General features: G+C 68.5%; 11 protein-coding genes. 5 read left to right on the top strand and 6 right to left on the bottom strand.

Annotation, left to right across the window (positions count from 1 at the left end):
* The first annotated feature begins 81 nt into the window (after positions 1 to 81).
* Complete coding sequence (locus AB0J95_RS28890; protein WP_364764419.1) at positions 82 to 3,483, top strand: indolepyruvate ferredoxin oxidoreductase family protein; 3,402 nt, start codon at positions 82 to 84, stop codon at positions 3,481 to 3,483.
* Here the strand turns inward: AB0J95_RS28890 and AB0J95_RS28895 are convergent.
* From AB0J95_RS28895 to AB0J95_RS28905, 3 genes are all read right to left on the bottom strand, one after another.
* Positions 3,453 to 4,442 (bottom strand): SGNH/GDSL hydrolase family protein, encoded by a 990-nt coding sequence (locus AB0J95_RS28895; RefSeq protein ID WP_364764422.1) that lies wholly within the window; start codon positions 4,440 to 4,442, stop codon positions 3,453 to 3,455. The two genes, AB0J95_RS28890 and AB0J95_RS28895, sit on opposite strands and share 31 nt — an antisense overlap.
* A gap of 137 nt (positions 4,443 to 4,579) precedes the next feature.
* Positions 4,580 to 4,888, bottom strand: a complete 309-nt coding sequence (locus AB0J95_RS28900; RefSeq protein WP_364764425.1) for an STAS domain-containing protein — start codon at positions 4,886 to 4,888, stop codon at positions 4,580 to 4,582.
* An 89-nt stretch (positions 4,889 to 4,977) separates the two neighbouring features.
* Positions 4,978 to 6,156, bottom strand: a complete 1,179-nt coding sequence (locus AB0J95_RS28905) for a sugar efflux transporter (protein WP_364764428.1) — start codon at positions 6,154 to 6,156, stop codon at positions 4,978 to 4,980.
* A 103-nt stretch (positions 6,157 to 6,259) separates the two neighbouring features.
* Between AB0J95_RS28905 and AB0J95_RS28910 the strand changes: the two genes are divergently transcribed.
* The 3 genes from AB0J95_RS28910 to AB0J95_RS28920 all read left to right on the top strand — a co-directional run bounded on the left by AB0J95_RS28910 (position 6,260) and on the right by AB0J95_RS28920 (position 10,153).
* Complete coding sequence (locus tag AB0J95_RS28910; RefSeq protein ID WP_364764430.1) at positions 6,260 to 6,610, top strand: MmcQ/YjbR family DNA-binding protein; 351 nt, start codon at positions 6,260 to 6,262, stop codon at positions 6,608 to 6,610.
* Positions 6,611 to 6,624: 14 nt separating this feature from the next.
* A complete protein-coding gene (locus tag AB0J95_RS28915) occupies positions 6,625 to 9,621 on the top strand; it encodes a BTAD domain-containing putative transcriptional regulator (RefSeq protein WP_364764433.1) in 2,997 nt (998 codons plus the stop codon).
* A 70-nt stretch (positions 9,622 to 9,691) separates the two neighbouring features.
* Positions 9,692 to 10,153 carry a hypothetical protein gene (locus tag AB0J95_RS28920; RefSeq protein ID WP_364764436.1) on the top strand — a complete coding sequence of 154 codons (462 nt, stop codon included), beginning with the start codon at positions 9,692 to 9,694 and terminating at the stop codon, positions 10,151 to 10,153.
* A gap of 65 nt (positions 10,154 to 10,218) precedes the next feature.
* On the opposite strand, the gene AB0J95_RS28925 is transcribed toward AB0J95_RS28920, so the two are convergent.
* On the bottom strand, positions 10,219 to 10,857 hold the full coding sequence (locus AB0J95_RS28925; protein WP_364764439.1) for a DUF4360 domain-containing protein: 639 nt from the start codon (positions 10,855 to 10,857) through the stop codon (positions 10,219 to 10,221).
* A 1,093-nt stretch (positions 10,858 to 11,950) separates the two neighbouring features.
* On the opposite strand from AB0J95_RS28925, the gene AB0J95_RS28930 reads away from it, so the two are divergent.
* Positions 11,951 to 12,436, top strand: coding sequence for a hypothetical protein (locus AB0J95_RS28930; RefSeq protein WP_364764442.1), 486 nt, complete (start codon positions 11,951 to 11,953; stop codon positions 12,434 to 12,436).
* Here AB0J95_RS28930 and AB0J95_RS28935 read toward each other — a convergent pair.
* Positions 12,414 to 15,407 (bottom strand): glycoside hydrolase family 38 C-terminal domain-containing protein, encoded by a 2,994-nt coding sequence (locus tag AB0J95_RS28935; protein ID WP_364764444.1) that lies wholly within the window; start codon positions 15,405 to 15,407, stop codon positions 12,414 to 12,416. The genes AB0J95_RS28930 and AB0J95_RS28935 overlap by 23 nt on opposite strands.
* Entirely contained in the window at positions 15,397 to 16,635 is a 1,239-nt protein-coding gene (locus tag AB0J95_RS28940) for a glycosyl hydrolase (protein ID WP_364764446.1), read from the bottom strand. The genes AB0J95_RS28935 and AB0J95_RS28940 overlap by 11 nt, the downstream gene beginning before the upstream one ends.

Genomic DNA, 16,635 nt, shown 5'->3' on the forward strand with positions numbered 1-16,635 from the left:
TTGCGTCAACACCTTGTGAGCCGGGTGGTTGACTATGTTCCCTTATCGCCAAACCCCCATTCCAACGCCGTGGAGCCCGCGATGGACACCTCTGTGTCGCTCGACGACAAGTACATGGCCGGCACCGGCTGGGCGCTGATGTCGGGCGTGCAGGCGCTGGTGCGGCTGATGCTCGAACAGCGCAGGCTGGACGAGTCGCGCGGGCTGAACACCCGGATCTTCGTCAGCGGCTACCCCGGTTCGCCGCTGGGCGGGCTGGACCTGGAGTTAGCGCGGGCGCGCAAGGTTCTCGACGGCATCGTCTTCCAGCCCGGGCTGAACGAGGAGCTGGCGGCGACCGCGGTGGCGGGCACTCAGCTGCTGGACAAGACGCCGGGCCGTCGCCACGACGGGGTCACCGGGTTCTGGTACGGCAAGAACCCCGGCCTGGACCGGGCCGCGGACGCCATCCGGCACGGCGTGGTCTCGGGCACCGCGGCCCTCGGCGGGGCGGTCGCGCTGATCGGCGACGACCCGGCCAGCAAGTCCTCCACCCTGCCCAGCTCGTGCGAACCGATGTGCCAGAGCCTGTCGATGCCGCTGCTGGCGCCGGGCTCGGTCGCCGAGGTCATCGAGCTTGGCCTGCACGCGGTGGCGATGTCCCGGGCGACCGGCCTGTGGACCGGCCTGAAGATCGTGGCCGACGTGGCCGACGCCTCCGCGACCATCGACGTCGGCGCGCTGCGGCACGGGATCCCGATGCCCGCCACCGAGAGCCGCGCGCTGAACCCGATCCTGGTCGGCCCGGTGTCCGTCGACGTCGAGCACGACATGCTCACCCGCCGGCTCAACCTCGCCCGCGCGTATGCGCGCTCTGCCGGGTTGAACAAGATCACATTCAGCGCCCGCCAGGCCAAGCTGGGCATCATCGCGGGTGGCACCGCCTACGCCGTGGTCCAGCGCGCGCTGAGCGACCTCGGCCTGCACGAGCCCGAGCTGGACGCCCTGGGCCTGCGGTTGATCAAGCTGGCCATGCCGTTCCCGCTGGACCGCGAGGCCGTCACCGAGCTGCTCAGCGGCCTGGACGAGGTCCTCGTGGTGGAGGACAAGAACCCGTTCCTGGAGACGCTGGTCCGCGACGCGCTCTACCGCCACCCGCAGGCGCCCAACGTGATCGGCAAGTTCGACGAGACCGGCAAGCCGCTGCTCAGCGCCCGCGGCCAGGTCGGCGCCGAGGATGTCGCCCGCGCGCTGGCCCGGCGGGTCGGCACCGACCGGCTGCCCTCGCCGCCGATCGAGATCAGGCCGGCCCGGCTGGCGTTGCCGACGATCGACAAGCGCACGCCGTACTTCTGTTCCGGCTGCCCGCACAACACGTCCACCCGAACCGGCGACGACACGCTCGTTGGGGTGGGAATCGGCTGTCACGCCATGGTCGCGCTCGACGGCGACGGTCGCGGAACGCAGCTGGGCGTCACACAGATGGGCGGAGAAGGCGCCCAGTGGATCGGGCTGGCGCCGTTCACCGACGACCGCCACTTCGTGCAGAACCTCGGCGACGGCACGTTCCACCACTCCGGCTCGCTGGCCATCCGCGCCGCGATCGCCGCGGGCGTCTCGATGACCTACAAGCTGCTCTACAACGACGCCGTGGCGATGACCGGCGGGCAGAAGGCCGAAGGCCGGGTGGACGTGCCCGCGCTGACCCGCCTGCTGGCCACCGAGGGCGTCCGGCGGATCGTCGTCACCACCGACGAGCCGCGCAAGTACCGCGGTGTCACGCTCGACCCGATCGCCTCGGTCCGCCACCGCGACGAGTTCGCGGACGTCGAGCGCGAACTGTCCGCTATGGACGGCGTGACCATCCTGATCCACGACGACCGTTGCGCCGCCGAGGAACGACGGCTGCGCAAGCGCGGCACCCTGCCGACGCCCAAGGAGAAGGTGGTCATCAACGAGCGGGTCTGCGAGGGCTGCGGCGACTGCGGGGACGTCTCGACGTGTCTGTCCGTGCAGCCGGTGGAGACCGAGTTCGGCCGCAAGACCAAGATCCACCAGGCCTCCTGCAACTCGGACTTCAGCTGCCTCAAGGGCGACTGCCCGTCGTTCCTGCTCGTCGAACCGGGCACCAAGGCCAAGCGCGAGGTTCCGGCGCTGCCCGTGGAGCTGCCCGAACCCGTCCTGCGCGTGCCCGCCGACGGCACCCTGCTGCGGATGCCCGGCATCGGCGGCACCGGCGTGGTGACCGTGTCCGCGATCCTGCAGATGGCGGCCCGGATCGACGGCCGGTACGCGGCCGGGATCGAGCAGACCGGGCTGGCGCAGAAGGGCGGCCCGGTGGTCAGCGACGTGCGGATCGCCAAGCAGCCGATCACCGGCTCGCTGCGGGCCTCCCGCGGCGGCGTGGACGTGCTCATCGGGTTCGACCTGCTGGGCTGCGCTGACGACAGCAACCTCGCGGTGTGCAGGCCGGGCCACACGATCGGGGTCATCAACACCGCGATCGTGCCCACCGCGGCGATGGTGACCAACCGGGTCGTCGTCCCGGGGTCACCGGACGACTCGATCGAGCGGCTCGAGTCCGCCACCCGGGCGACCGGCAACCTCTACCTCAACGCCCAGGGCCTGTCCGAGGCGCTGTTCGACGACCACATGCCGACGAACCTGCTGCTGGTCGGCGCGGCCTACCAGCACGGCTGCCTGCCGATCACCGCCGAGGCGATCGAGCAGGCGATCCGGCTCAACGGCGCGAGTGTGGAGAAGTCCCTGGCCGCCTTCCGCTGGGGCCGCGCGGCTGTCGTCGATCCCGGGGCTGTGCAGGCCGCGGTCACCCGGCCGGTACCGGCCACGGTCACCGTGACGCCCGAGGCCCGCGCGCTCGCCCAGGACACCGAAGGCGACCTGCACGAGGTGCTCAGCACCCGGGTCGCGGACCTGATCGAGTTCCAGGACGCCGCCTACGCCCGCCGCTACTTCGACGCCGTGCAGGAGGTCGCCCAGCGGGTCGGCAAGGCGGGCGTCGAGGTGGCGATCGAGTACGCCAAGGGGCTGCACAGGTTCATGGCCTACAAGGACGAGTACGAGGTCGCCCGGCTGCACCTGGACACCGTCGAACGGGCCCGCCGGGACGCCGAGTTCGGCCCCGACGCGTCGGTGTCCGTGCTGCTGCACCCGCCGGTGTTCAAAGCCATGGGGCTCAAGCGCAAGATCCGGCTCCGGCGGACCGCGACGCCGGTGTTCAAGGCGTTGCGGGCGGCCCGCCGGATGCGCGGCACGAAGGCGGACATCTTCGGCTACGCCAAGGTCCGCCGCCTGGAGCGGGAGCTGATCGAGGAGTACCAGCAGCTCGTCGGCCAGGCCGTGGCGAAGCTGACCGAGGACAACCTGCACGACGTCGTAGCGCTGGTGTCGCTCTACGACGTCGTGCGTGGCTATGAAGACGTCAAACTGGCCAATGTGGACAAGTTCCGCGCTCAGGCACGCGAGGCTCTCGCCGCGCTCTGAACCGAGTGCACGTTGCCGTCGGTGCCGACGAGGCACCGTGCGGTGTTGGCGCCGCTGTTCACGAACTCGGTGACGCAGCGGCCCAGTTGGCCATGCGCGGTCGCGTTGGGGTGGAACGACTCCTGCGCGAGGTGGATGCCGATCGCGTCCAGCCCGCCGTACACCAACGCCTTCGGGTCCACGGTCAGCCGCCGCTGCCACTCGTTCGCCGAGCTGTCGCCGCCACTGCAGGCCTCATGTCCTTCGGTGGCACGGGAGAAGTCCAGGAACTTCGCGCCCGCGTTGGCCGCCGCGCCCTGGAGTGCGGCGCTCAGCTGCGGAACGGCTTCGGTGCGGGCGTACTTGGCATCGTTGAGCTTCAGCGGACAGCCTTGCGGGCCATGCAGGATCGGGTCCATGTTCTCCGTCAGCGGCGACGCGTAGGACGTCAACACCAAGGAGTACGAGGAATCCGCGTACCCCGCCTGGCGCATCGCGGACCGCACGTCGGTCAGAGCGGCCGTCACCCGCGGTGCCATCGCGGCCAGCCGCTGCGGCCATTGCTGACGCAGTTTCGGCGCGCAGCCGCTGCTGAACGGGTTGAACCATTCCTTGATACAGCCCACGAGCGTGTCCGCGAACGCCGGTTCGTCGTTGGTCCCCACCTGAACCAGGACCGCCGTCACCCGATTGGCGCGAGCAATGTCAACCAGGCGCTGGGCTTGCGAACCCTCGGTGTAGTGCGAGGTGTTCGCGAGGGACACGTTCGCGGAGTCCGCACCCGAGCAGGCCAGGTTGAAAGTGTTGGTGGCCAGCTGGGTGCGGTGGATCATCGCGTGCACCGAGCGATGGCACCAGTCGCCGTTCTCACCCCGTGTCCCGGGTTCGTAGTCGCCGGCACCCTCGCCCGACATCGCGCTGTCCCCCAACGAGACCACCGCTGTCGGCCGATCGTCGGCGAACGCCTGCGGGGCGGTCACCACCGAAGATGCCAATAAGGTGCATAACAGTCCAAGCTTCAAACCGGTTCGCATGCCCAACTCCCCACAGCCGCACCGATGAGACCTACCTCACAGTACGAGCAGGATGGGCGCGACCGGGATCAGCCGAACGGGTCTTAGCGTGCCACCAACAGCTTCTGAATGCCCGCGATCTCAAGCACTCTGCGCAACTGCGGCGAGACCGCGGTGAGCGACAGGCTCCCGGCGACCGCGGTGGCCCGGGCCCGTGCGCGCAGCAGCGCCCCCAGGCCGCTGGAGTCGCAGAAACTCACCTCGGACGCGTCGACGCTCAACCGGACATAACCCCGGTCGATCAGGCTGGAGAGCTTCCGTAACACCACGTCACCGGTAGCCAGGTTGAGCTCGCCGGACACGGTCACATGTGCGGTGGATCCGTCCGCGCGGACCACCTCGATTGGAGTCACGAGCGAGCGGGTACCCAGTCGTGGCGGATTTGATACAACGCGAATCGCGCGAAAGCCCGCATGCCCCTGGCCGGGTGCTTCCACCGTCGTCAGACCGTCCGGCGCGGCCGGGTGATGACCATCAGCGCGACCGCGGCGACGACCATCCCCAGAGTCATCAGATAGGCGTTGCGGTAGCCGAACTTCGCGGCGACACCGAGCAGCGGGCCGGCCAGCATCGCGCCGACCGTGTTCGTGTTGGCGTACAACGTGGTCGCGTGCCCGGGCCGGTCCGGCGCCAGCAGCTGGAAGTAGCTGATGCCCACACCCATCACCGACGCGATGACCGTGGCGTTGAGCAGTTGCGCCGCGGCGATCTGCCACGGGCTTGTCGTCAACGCCATGACGCCGTGGTAGGCCAGCGCCACCACCAGCCCGGCGAGAACCAGCCGGTGCAGATCGGTCTTCCCGGTCAGGTAGCTGAACCCGATCATGATCGGGATCTCCAGGGCGGCGCACAGGCCGAAGATCAGGCCCGCGTCCCCGGTCGAGCCGTGCAGGTCGTACGTGACGAACAACGGCAGCGCGGACGTGCCCAGCGAACTGGCCGCCGCCATCAGGCCGAACGCCACGAAGCTCAGCGCGACGTTTCCCCGCGGCGGGGCCGCGGCTTCGTCGGACACAGTGGCGGTCTTGTCCGCTTTCCCAACATCTGGGAGGCGGATGACCGACAGGCCAACGGCTCCGTAGAGGACCGCGGCGACGCCGAACAACGTGGCGAACCCACCTACTCCGATCAGCGCGGCGCCGATCGGCGGACCGGCCACCCACGCCAGCGAGATGAGCATGCGCAGGTTGCCGATGATCTGCGGCACCTTCGCCGATCCCGTGCGCTGCAACGACTGCCGGGCGTACGCGAACAGCTGCGGGAACAGCGAGGAGGCGACCGGCACGAGGGTGCAGGCGACCAGCAGCAGCGTCCAGTAGTCGCGCACAACGGCGTACAGGACATAACTGCAGGTACCGGCAGCGGCTCCGGCCAGCAGCAGGGTGCGGCGGATGTCCCGTGAATCGGAAACTCTGGCCAGCACTGTGCTCACGATCACCGTCGCGATCTGTACGACCAGCAGGAAGGCGCCCAGTTGGACCGGGCCGGCGTGCAGCCCGTCGGTGAGGAACAGCGACAGGAACGGGATCACCAGCGCACCGGCGATACCGACCGAGAGGCTCAGGGTGGCGAGCGGGATGAGGGGCCGGAGGCGGAGCGGGGCAGGGTTCTCCACAGTCACCCCATCATCCTTCAGCCCTGTGTATCCAGGCACAACGGGATTTCCGGCCAATATCTACTGTGGACACTGGTGGCGGACGCCGGTTGCGCGCATGATGAACGGCATGGTCACTGGGGATGACGTGCGCGAAATCGCACTGGAGCTGCCAAGGGCGTACCAGGCGTACGTGCGCGATCGGGCGAAGTTCCGGGTGGGCCGGATCGTCTTCGCGGCCCTGTCGCGGGACGAGACGGTCATGGGCTTCGGCTATCCGAAGGAGGAACGCGCGGCTCTGGTCGCGGGCGAACCGGCCAAGTTCCACCTGCCGAGGGCCTCTGACATGCGCTACAACTGGGTCTGCGTCTGGCTTTCGGCCATCGACTCCGACGAACTGCGCGAGCTCGTGGTGGATGCGTGGCGGATGTGTGTTCCCAAGAAGGTCTGGGCGCAGTATCTGGAAGACCACCCGATGTGAGGAATAATGATCGTGTGCGCGTCCTGATGCTCGGTCCGGTCGAGCTGCGGGCCGGCGGCAAGCCGGTCCCGCTCGGCGGTGCCAAGCCGAGGACCCTGCTGGCCGCCCTGATGACCAACCCGCGTGCGGTCGTCTCCATCGACCAGCTGATCTCGTCCATCTGGGACGAGACCCCGCCGCGGTCGGCGACCGCACTGGTCCATACCTATGTGTCCGCGCTGCGGCGCGCGTTCACCACCGCGGGCAACGGCTCGGTTCTCGTCACCCAGCCACCGGGATACCGGCTGGACATCGCGCCGGAGGACAACGACCTCGAGGCGTTCGCCCAGCTGCTGAGCGCGGGCAGGCGGCTGGAGCGCGACGGCGACTACGCCGAAGCGGCCACGCGGTACGAACAAGCGCTGGAGCTGTGGCGTGGCTCGGCGCTCGGCGGCGTCGACGCGGACTTCGCCCGAAACCGTGCCGTGGCGCTGGAAGAGGACCGGCTGACCGTCGAGGAAGGACTCGCGCGCTGCGAACTGGCCCAGCACCGCACCGCCGAAGCCGCCGCCCGCATGGCAAAGGTGACCGCGGCTCACCCGTTGCGTGAAGAGGCGCGCGGGGTGCTGATGCGCGCACTGTACGAAAGCGGGCGGCAGGCCGACGCTCTGGCGGTCTACCGCGAAGGCCGCAAGCACCTGCTGGACGAGCTGGGCGTCGAACCCGGCGAGAAGTTGCAGCAGCTGCACAACGACGTCCTCACCGGAACGCTCGACCCGCTCGTCACCGAAACGGCCTACACCACGCCGCGCCACCTGCCGCCGGACATCGGCGACTTCACCGGCCGCGACGAGCAGCTGGACTTCCTGGTCGGTCTGGCCGAACAGGCGATCGCGAAGCCGCGCACGGCGACCCCTACCGTCGTGGTGTCCGGGTTCGGCGGGGCCGGGAAGTCCGCGCTGGCCGTGCACACCGCGCACCTGCTGGCCGGCAAGTACGCCGACGGCCAGCTGTTCGCGGATCTGCGCGGGGCCGATCCCGAGCTCGGCGTGCGGGACGCGTTGCGGCGGTTTCTCAGCGCGCTCGGGGTGTCCGGCGCCGACCTACCGGACACTGTGGACGATCGGGTCGAGCTGTACCGGCGGAAAGTGGCCGGGCGCAGCCTGATCGTCGTGCTGGACAACGTCACCGGCGAACACCAGGTCCGGCGGCTGCTACCGGGATCGCCGCGCTGCCTGGTGATCATCACCAGCCGGTCGCGGCTGACCGGGCTGGAGGGCGCCGAGGTCATCGAGCTGGACTTCCTGCGCACGGACGCGTCGGTGACCATGCTGAGCACCATCGTCGGGGCGCCGCGGATCAACGCCGAACCCGAGGCCGCGGCCACCATCGCGCGGCTGTGCGGCGGGATCCCGCTGGCCATCCGGGCCGCCGCGGCGAAACTGCGGGCGCGGCCGCACTGGCCGGTGCGGGCGCTGGCCGGCCGGTTGTCCGACGAACGGCGACGGCTGGACGAGCTGGCCGTGGGCGACCTGGCCATCCGGTCCAGCCTGCAGCTCAACTACGCCGACCTCGGCCCGGACCACCGCACGGCGTTCCACCTGCTGACCCGGCTGGACCTGCCGGACTTCGGCGCCTGGCTGGCCGCGCCGCTGCTGGACATCACCCCCGGCGCCGCCGAGGACATCGTCGAGCACCTCGTCGACCTGCGGTTGCTGGAGGTCGTCGGGATCGACTCGCTCGGGCGCGTGCGCTACCGGTTCCACGACCTGATCCAGCTGTTCGGCGCGGAGCAGGGCGCGGACGAGCCGCTCGGGCCGGCGCTCAACCGCCTGCTGACCACGTGGATGCGCCTGGTCGAGTACGGCGCCCGGCAGCTGCCCCGGGTGACGCTGGGCCTGCGCCCGTCGGCGTCGCAGGAGAAGATCGACCCGGGACTGCGCTACGAGGTCGAGCAGGATCCGACCGAGTGGCTCAAGTCCGAGACGGCCGCGGTGGTGCGCGCGGTGGAGCGTTCGCACGAGCTGGGCGTCGACCGGGCGACGATCATGCTGATCGTGTCGCTGCTGGCGTCGCCGTTCGCGGTGCGCAACGAGTTCGACGGCTGGCAGCGGATCCTGGACGTGGCGTTGAGCGCGGCCCAGACGCGTCAGGAGCTGGCGACCGTGCACGCGAGCCTGGGGCAGCTGCGGTACGAGCAGGACGACTTCTCCTCGGCCATGGCACATTTCCATCAGGCGTGGGTGCATGCCGAGGCCGCGGAGGACGACCTCACGCAGGGTGTCGCGCGGGTCGGGATGGGGACGGTGCACCGCGAGCTGGGCGAGTTCGATCCGGCGATCGCGCACCTGCTGGCGGGCAGCGAGCTCGCCGACCGCGCGGGCGATGCCGGGGTGACCGCCGCGGCGCAGTACGGCCTCGGTGCCATCAAACGGGATCTGGGGGAATTGGCGTCCGCGGCCCAGTCGTTCGACAAATGTGTCGCGTTGTACCGGGAATTGGGTGACCAACGCGGCGAAGGCCTGGCACTGCGCGGGGTGAGCCTGTGCCACCGGGCGGCCGGGGAGTTCGGCAAGGCCGCCGACCAGAGCCGGCAGGCCGAGGTGATCCTGCGCGAGGCCGGAGACGCGCTCGGGGCGGCGTACGCGCGTCAGTCGCTGGCGAAAGCCCTGCTGCGGCAACGGAAGCCGGTCACGGACCTGCTCGACTCCTGCCATCAGGTGTTCCTGGCGCACCGGGACCGGTTCGGGCTGGCGCTCGCGGTGCGGACCATGGGCGAGGCGGCGCTGGCGTTCGGCGACCACGCGCGGGCCCGGGAGCTGCTGACCGAGGCGCTGGAACGGTGGTCCGAACTTGGGCTGCCGCTGTGGGAGGCGCGGACCCTCCGGGACCTCGCGGCGGCCTCGGTGGCGACCCCGGATGTCGCTGGTGCACACTGGGCGCGTGCTCTGGAGCTGATGACCTCTGTGGGCGGGCGCGAGGCCGCTGAGCTGCGGGAATCCTCGCCAGAGGGATGGCTAGCGCGTTTATAGGCGATCTATAGGCGCGAGGTCGAAGCTTCTCCATGTCAGAGATCGGAACGACTTGGGGAAGGCAAGGACCATGGCAACGAGGGTTAGTGAGTCGCGGATTCTGCTCGGCCCGGACGTCACCCGCGACCAGGTCATGGAGCGGGCGCGCAGCTGGCTCACCGAAGAGGTCCCCTACAGCCAGACCGAGCTGCACACCAACCAGTACGGGCGCTACCGGGCCGACTGCTCCGGCTACGTGTCCATGGCCTGGGGCCTGCCCGGCCACCCGATGCTGCGCGACGGCGGCCTGAACACGTTCGGGCTCGCGGCGGTGAGCTACCCGGTGCACCACAAGGACCTGCTGCCCGGCGACGTGCTGCTGCGCAGCGACGGCACGAACATCACCCGGCACGTCGTCATCTTCGACCGGTGGGCCAGCCGCAACTCGTACTGGGGGTTCGAGCAGGCGGGCGACTCCGGTACCACCTACCGCGTCCAGCTCTACCCGCAGCGGCTGTACATGCCGCGGCGGTACGTGCGGATCATGGGCTGAGACCGCGACCCGAGGCTGGGGGTCTCGGGTCGCGGTTCACATCGGTGATCTCAGCAACGACGGTGTCAGCAGCGCTTCCACGCGAAGTGGTAGCGGACGACCGGATTGCGGTCGGGGTTGTCCATGGAGATCCAGCTCGTGGCCGAGGGGTTCGACGAGCCGGCATTGACCCGCAATTCGGTATTGATGTTGAAAAGGCGGTCGTTACCGCAGGGTGCGTACTCGATCGACGCCGGGTCGGTGGTGTCGACCGACTGCCAGTCGTCCCGCAACGGGCCCTTGAACGGGTGCGTGCGGACTGTCGTGTTCGCACTACCCTGGAAATAGTAGAGGGCTCGCTGGGCGGCAGTCGCGCCCGATTGCAGATTGATGAAGCCGTGATACTCGGCGCTGGCAATACCGAAGGTGAATCCCTTCGGCGCGAAGACGTCCAGCGCGAGCTGGCAGTTCTTGCGGGCGTCGGTGGGTTCAGCCCCGCCGCCCGCCTTGGCGATGAACGACCGATGTGACACGGTGAACGAGAGGTTGTCGTCGGCGACGGCGACGTCCGTTGTCCCGGCGGGACACCCGGAGCCGTTGACGGAGACGATCTCCACGATGGCCCGTTGGATGGGAACCTCGTCCTCACCCACCGCCCGGGGCGCGGCCGCTTGCGGGACCACCGCGACGGTGGCGAGGGCAAGCGAGAGCAGGGTGCTAATCATGGGGGGCACCTTTCCGATGCTGATCAATTACGATCGAGGCGCTACACGCACAGTAGCCCACCCCCAGCCGAAGACATCCGACTGAACGGAGCAAAAAGCGTTTTACAAACCAATTCCCTAAACCAATGATCCGACCATACTGAGATACCCTCTCGACACATTGCGCGAAATCCCCCATAGCCAACCCCCATCAGTCCCATGGATATCCGCCGAGTTCAAGTAGCGGAACAACTGCACGGTGACCGGGAATGGGTGTCGCCCCTGTGGACAACCGCGGTCGCGGCGATCTTGGTCCGCCGATCTTGTCGGTGGCGTGCGGTAGCGTGGATTTCGGGGGCCGGAGGCAAGGCCGCGGCCCTGCCGGCGGCCGGCAGACGGCCCTTGGCGCGCCTTGACAGGAGCCACGGCGCCCCGGCCCAGGCAGATTCATCGCGGACCTGTGAATCATCCCCGCACAGACCATCGCCAAGCTTCGGCGACGCTCTAGCCACCTGGTGGAACATCGCAGCGATTGTCGAAACCACGACAGCGACGGCGAGCACATCGTGCGGCCCTGAACCATTGCGGCACCAACTGAGCTGGCACCCACGCCAGACGGCAGGAGCCGCACACGCGGGAACCACAGCAGCGATTGCGAGCCCGGTGCGAACCGCGGCGACACAGGCGAGTAACTGTCCGGGCACGCAGAAGCCATCACGGCACTGGCGGCCTCAATCGCGGATGCACGGCAAGCACATCCCGCGCCTGACGGGCAGGACCCCCACCCTCACCGACACGACCCCGTACCCGACGGGCAGGAATCCGCGCCTCACCGACACGATCCCGTGCCCGACGGGCAGGAAACCCCGCCCTCACCGGCACGATTGCGGTGCCCGGCGGGCAGGACCCCCGCCTCACCGGCACGATCGCGGCGTCGGGACAGGCACGATTGCCGCGCGGCTGAGGGTGGTGGGGGCGCATCGCGGTGCTCGCTGACAGGGCTGTGGGGTGGGTTGGGGGTGGTGAACTTATTGGGGTTGCTGGGGATTCCTTTGTGGCCAAGTCTTGCCGGAGGGGTGGTCGTGGTGGGGTGCGGGGGCCATTATTCGGGTTTGTGAACGATGGTGATGATGCTGAGGCGCGGCGACGGTTGATCGCGCGGATCGAGCGGCGGCGGGCGGAGGTCGATGAGTTTCTCGACCACACGCGGCCGCGGTCGGCGCGGTTGGGGGTGGTGAGTGTGGTGAGCAGTGCGTTGGCCGCGGTTTTCACCGCGGGGCCGGCGGTGGGTGGGGAGGGGTTTGCCGGGGCTGTTAAGGACAGTGTGGGGTTCGCGACGGATTCGGTTGTCTGGCGGTTGTTGTGTTATCTGGCGTTGGCGGTTTCGGTGGTCGCGGCTGTGTGCACGAACCTGTTGCGGTCGCAGAACCACGCGGGGAAGGTCACGGCGGCTGAAGCGGCCAACGCGGAACTGGACAGCCTGCGGACCATGCTGGAGTTCGGCCACATCAATCTCGACCCGGCGCTGCGGATGTACCAGCAGTCCATCGCGAAAGTCGCCTTCGTCGACGAGAAACTCAACGCGAAAGCCGCAGCGTGAGGATCTGAAAAGGCCGCAGCCGCAACGAGATCGCGTCCGAAGTCACCGAGTATGAGACAGGCTCACGCCACTCCCGCTCCAACAGGTCCGTGGACACCGCCGAGGACAACGGGAACCCAGCGGTCAAATGGGTCCGCGCCCGCCCACCAGCCGACTCGTACAGCCGCACCACGACATCGCCCGACTGATCATCCGCGAGCTTGACCGATTCGATGACCACATCGGGATTGTCGACGGACACCAGAGGGGCAACCGGCCGCGAACCGGCTACAACACGGGCAGGCAGGTTGATCCGGTAGCCCTCCCGCACGGCATCGGGGATCGAAGCCCCGGCGACCAGAGCATGCCGGAACCGGTGCGGGCCATGATCGGTCCGCGGATCCGGGAACCGCGGCGCCCGCAACAGAGAAGCCCGAACCGTTGTGGTGAAAGCGGTCCGGGTGATGTCGTGCCCGTAAGTCGAGTCGTTGGCCAAAGCGACACCATAAGAGGGCTCGCCCACGTGTACCCACCGGTGCGCGCAGATCTCGAACTTGGCGGCGTCCCAACTGGTGTTGGTGTGCGTGGGCCGGTAGACGTGTCCGAACTGGATCTCCGAGGCCGACCGGTCGGCCCGGACATCCAGCGGGAACGCCAGCTTCAGGAACTTCTCCGACTCATGCCAGTCGACGTCGGTGTCGATGTCCACCCGGCGCCCCCCGGCACGCAGGGTCACGAGCTGGGACACACTCGACTGAGAGAACGACCGCCTGATCCGGAGGGACACCCGGCCGGGTTCCTTGGCCTCCAGCACTACACTGTCCACATCAGACAACTCCGTGACAGTGTTGCGATAGAAGGCATCGACATCCCAGGCGTCCCACATGTTCGGGAAGTCGGGATGCAGCTGCAGCAAGTTCGCCGGACCGGCCAACACCTCCCGGTCGGCCGCGATGTCATAGACCGAAGTGAGAAGCCCGGCAGGGGACACGACCACGCGAAGGACGCCGTTGTCCAACAGGAATCCCGACGAGGACTCACTCACCGAGACAGCGGGGCCGTCGAACACGGGAACGATCGAAGCGCCACCACCGGGCACGGAGTCCCGCGCGTGCGGGGCGGCGTTGAACACGATCTCCTGGGTGCCCTCCCCCGCCAAAGCCTGCTGGGCGGCGGAAATGATCTCCAGCAGTTCGGCAGCCACCGCCGCGTAGGTCTCCTCGGCCTCGCGATGCACCCACGCGATCGACGAGCCGGGCAGAATGTCGTGGAACTGGTTGAGCAGCACGGCCTTCCAGATCCGGTCCAGCGCGGCATGGGGATACTCGAAACCCACCCGGACGGCGGCGGTGGCCGACCACAGCTCGGCCTCGCGGAGCAGGTGTTCGCTGCGACGGTTGCCCTGCTTGGTCTTGGCCTGGCTGGTGTACGTGCCGCGGTGGAACTCCAGGTACAGTTCGCCCACCCAGACCGGGGCATCCGGATACTCGGCCTGCGCACGGCGGAAGAACTCGCTGGGCGGCTCGATGCTCACCCGCGGCGAACCCTCCACATCGGACAGGCGCGAGGCCCGCGCGAGCATCTCCCTGGTCGGCCCACCGCCGCCATCGCCCCACCCGAACGGCACCAGTGAGACGCAAGCGCGTCCCTTCTCACGGAAGTTCCTTGCCGCGTGGGCCAGTTCCTTGCCGGACAGCTCGGAGTTGTAGGTGTCCGCGGGCGGGAAGTGCGTGAAGATCCTGGTTCCGTACAGGCCTTCCCAAGTGAAGGTGTGGTGCGGGAACTTGTTGACGTTGTTCCACGAGATCTTCTGGGTCAGGAACCACTTCGACGCCGACAAGGCCACCAGCTGGGGCAAAGCGGCGGTGTAGCCGAACGAGTCCGGCAGCCAGACCTCCTCGGTCTCGATGCCGAACTGGTCGGCGAAGAACCGTTTGCCGTGCACGAACTGCCGGGCCAGCGCCTCGCCGCCGGGCATGTTGGTGTCCGACTCCACCCACATCCCGCCCACCGGGATGAACTGGCCGGCCTCCACCTTCGCCTTCACCCGCTCGAACACCCGAGGGTGATGTGCGGCGATCCAGGCGAGCTGCTGGGCCGACGACATGGCGAACAGGAACTCGGGATGCGAGTCCATCAGGTTGGTCACGTTCGACGTGGTCCGCGCGACCTTGCGGACCGTCTCCCGGGTCGGCCACAGCCAGGCGGAGTCGATGTGCGAGTGTCCGATCGCGACAATCCGGTGCTCGCTCGCCGAAGCAGGCCGCCCCAACACGTCGACCAGCAAGTCGCGGGCCGCGGCCGCGGTCCCGTTCACGTCCTGGAGGTCGATCGCGTCCAGACAGCGTTCCAAAGCACGCAGGATCTCCCACTTCCGGGCACTGTCCGGCGAAAGCTCACGCATCAGCTGGTCGAGCACCTCGATGTCCTGCACCAGCTGCCAGACTTCACGGTCGAACACGGCCAACGCGGCCGCACGGATCCGGTACAACGGCTCTGCCGACGAGGTCAGCCGGTCGCCCTGCTCAGTGGGCAGGAAGGGGTGGTAGTCCAACAGGACCGGGTTCGCGGCCGCCTCGACGTAGAACAGAACGTCCGTTGTGGACGGTTCCAGGCGCAGCCACATGTTGCGTGGGTTGAGGCCTTTCACCGGGGTACCGTCCGGCCGGTAGATCAGGCCTTCGCACTGGAAGCCGACCATCTTCTCGTCGAAGCCGAGGTCGACGATGGCCTCCACGGTCTGCCCGGCCCACTCGCCGGGAACCGTTCCCGAGATCCGGAACCAGCTCGTTCCCCACGCCGGACCCCATTGGTAGCCAACAGAACAGGTCTCATAGTCGGCGCTCAGCCCCTCAGCGACGGGTACAGGCTCACCGGGCGCGTTCCACACCGCGAGATCGAGCGGCACGAACCGTGGATAGACTGCGGGTTTGATGCGTTCGGCAAGGACCCGGGTGATCCGGTCCTCGACGAGCTTGCGGTCATCGTGCATCGGCCCGTACCTCCACCACGTCCGTGATGCCGCGTGCGGCAAGGTGTTCAGTGTCCCCGACTCGCGACGCGAGCACCACCGCCGCACGGACCCCCTTGTCCGCCAACGCCATCCACGCCTCGAAGAACTCGCCACCCGGGCCGCAGGCCGACCGGCCGGGAGCGGTCCGCTCATCCCCCACATCGAGCACCAACGCCGTCTGCCGTGGCACAGGCTCCCGCTCCGAAGCCATGGCGGCCGCGATCCGCCGGGCCATCGGCTTGACCTCACGAGAAGAGGTCAGCAAACCCAGGCCGTACTCCAGCTCCGGGAAGTCGGCCAGCTCGCGCGAGACGTCATGCGAGCACCACCAGGTGACGCCCCACAACGACGAACAAGTAAGTACATTGTGGATGGTCTGCGCGGCGAACTCCGGGACAAGATCGGCCGGAACGTGCGGGCTGGGCGCCCCGACTTCCTGCAACCACACCGGCCGGAGAGGATCCACCGCCCAGGCAGTGGCCAGTTCGACCTGGTACTCGGCGTGCCGGACGCTGGCGGTCGAGAGCGGGCCGTACCGCTGCACGGTTCCGTTGAACACCCACGAATGCACGTTCGTCGCCGCCCCGAGCCGGGCGGCATGGGCAGGCGTGAAAGGGTGACCGTCCTGGTACCACACGGCGTCGTACTCGCAATGCGTGTGAAAGCCGCCTGGCGCACCACTTTCACAGGCGGCCAGCAACCCGGTCAGCCAGTCCGCGGCCTCGTCGACGCCGACCGGATCGGCGTCCGGGTGCGGCTTGTCGGAGAACTGGTTGAACTCGTTGCCCAGGCTCATGCCGATGAAGTTGGGCCGGTCGCGCAGGGCTTCGGCGAGCGTCCGGAGGTAGTGCGCTTGGCCGGCGACGACCGCCGGATCGGTGAAGAGGTTGCGCCGGTGCCAGGTCACCGTCCACGAAGGACGGAAGTCGAAGCTGGACAGGTGTCCCTGCAACCCGTCGACCACCACATCGAGGTCACGCTCACCAGCCGCGTCCACAAGGGACACGAGCTGGTCGACCGCGCGCGGCCGGACCACGGCCCGGTTGGGCTGGAACACCGGCCACAGCGGGAAGACCCGGATGTGGTCCAGTCCCAGCCCCGCCAGGGAGTCGAGGTCGGCCCGCACGTCGTCCAGGTCGAAGTCCAGCCAATGGTGGAACCAGCCGACCGACGGGGTGTAGTTCACTCCGAAACGCGCGCTGGACAC

Origin of the sequence: Actinocrispum sp. NPDC049592 (genome assembly GCF_040675465.1) — a bacterium.
GTDB lineage: Bacteria > Actinomycetota > Actinomycetes > Mycobacteriales > Pseudonocardiaceae > Kibdelosporangium.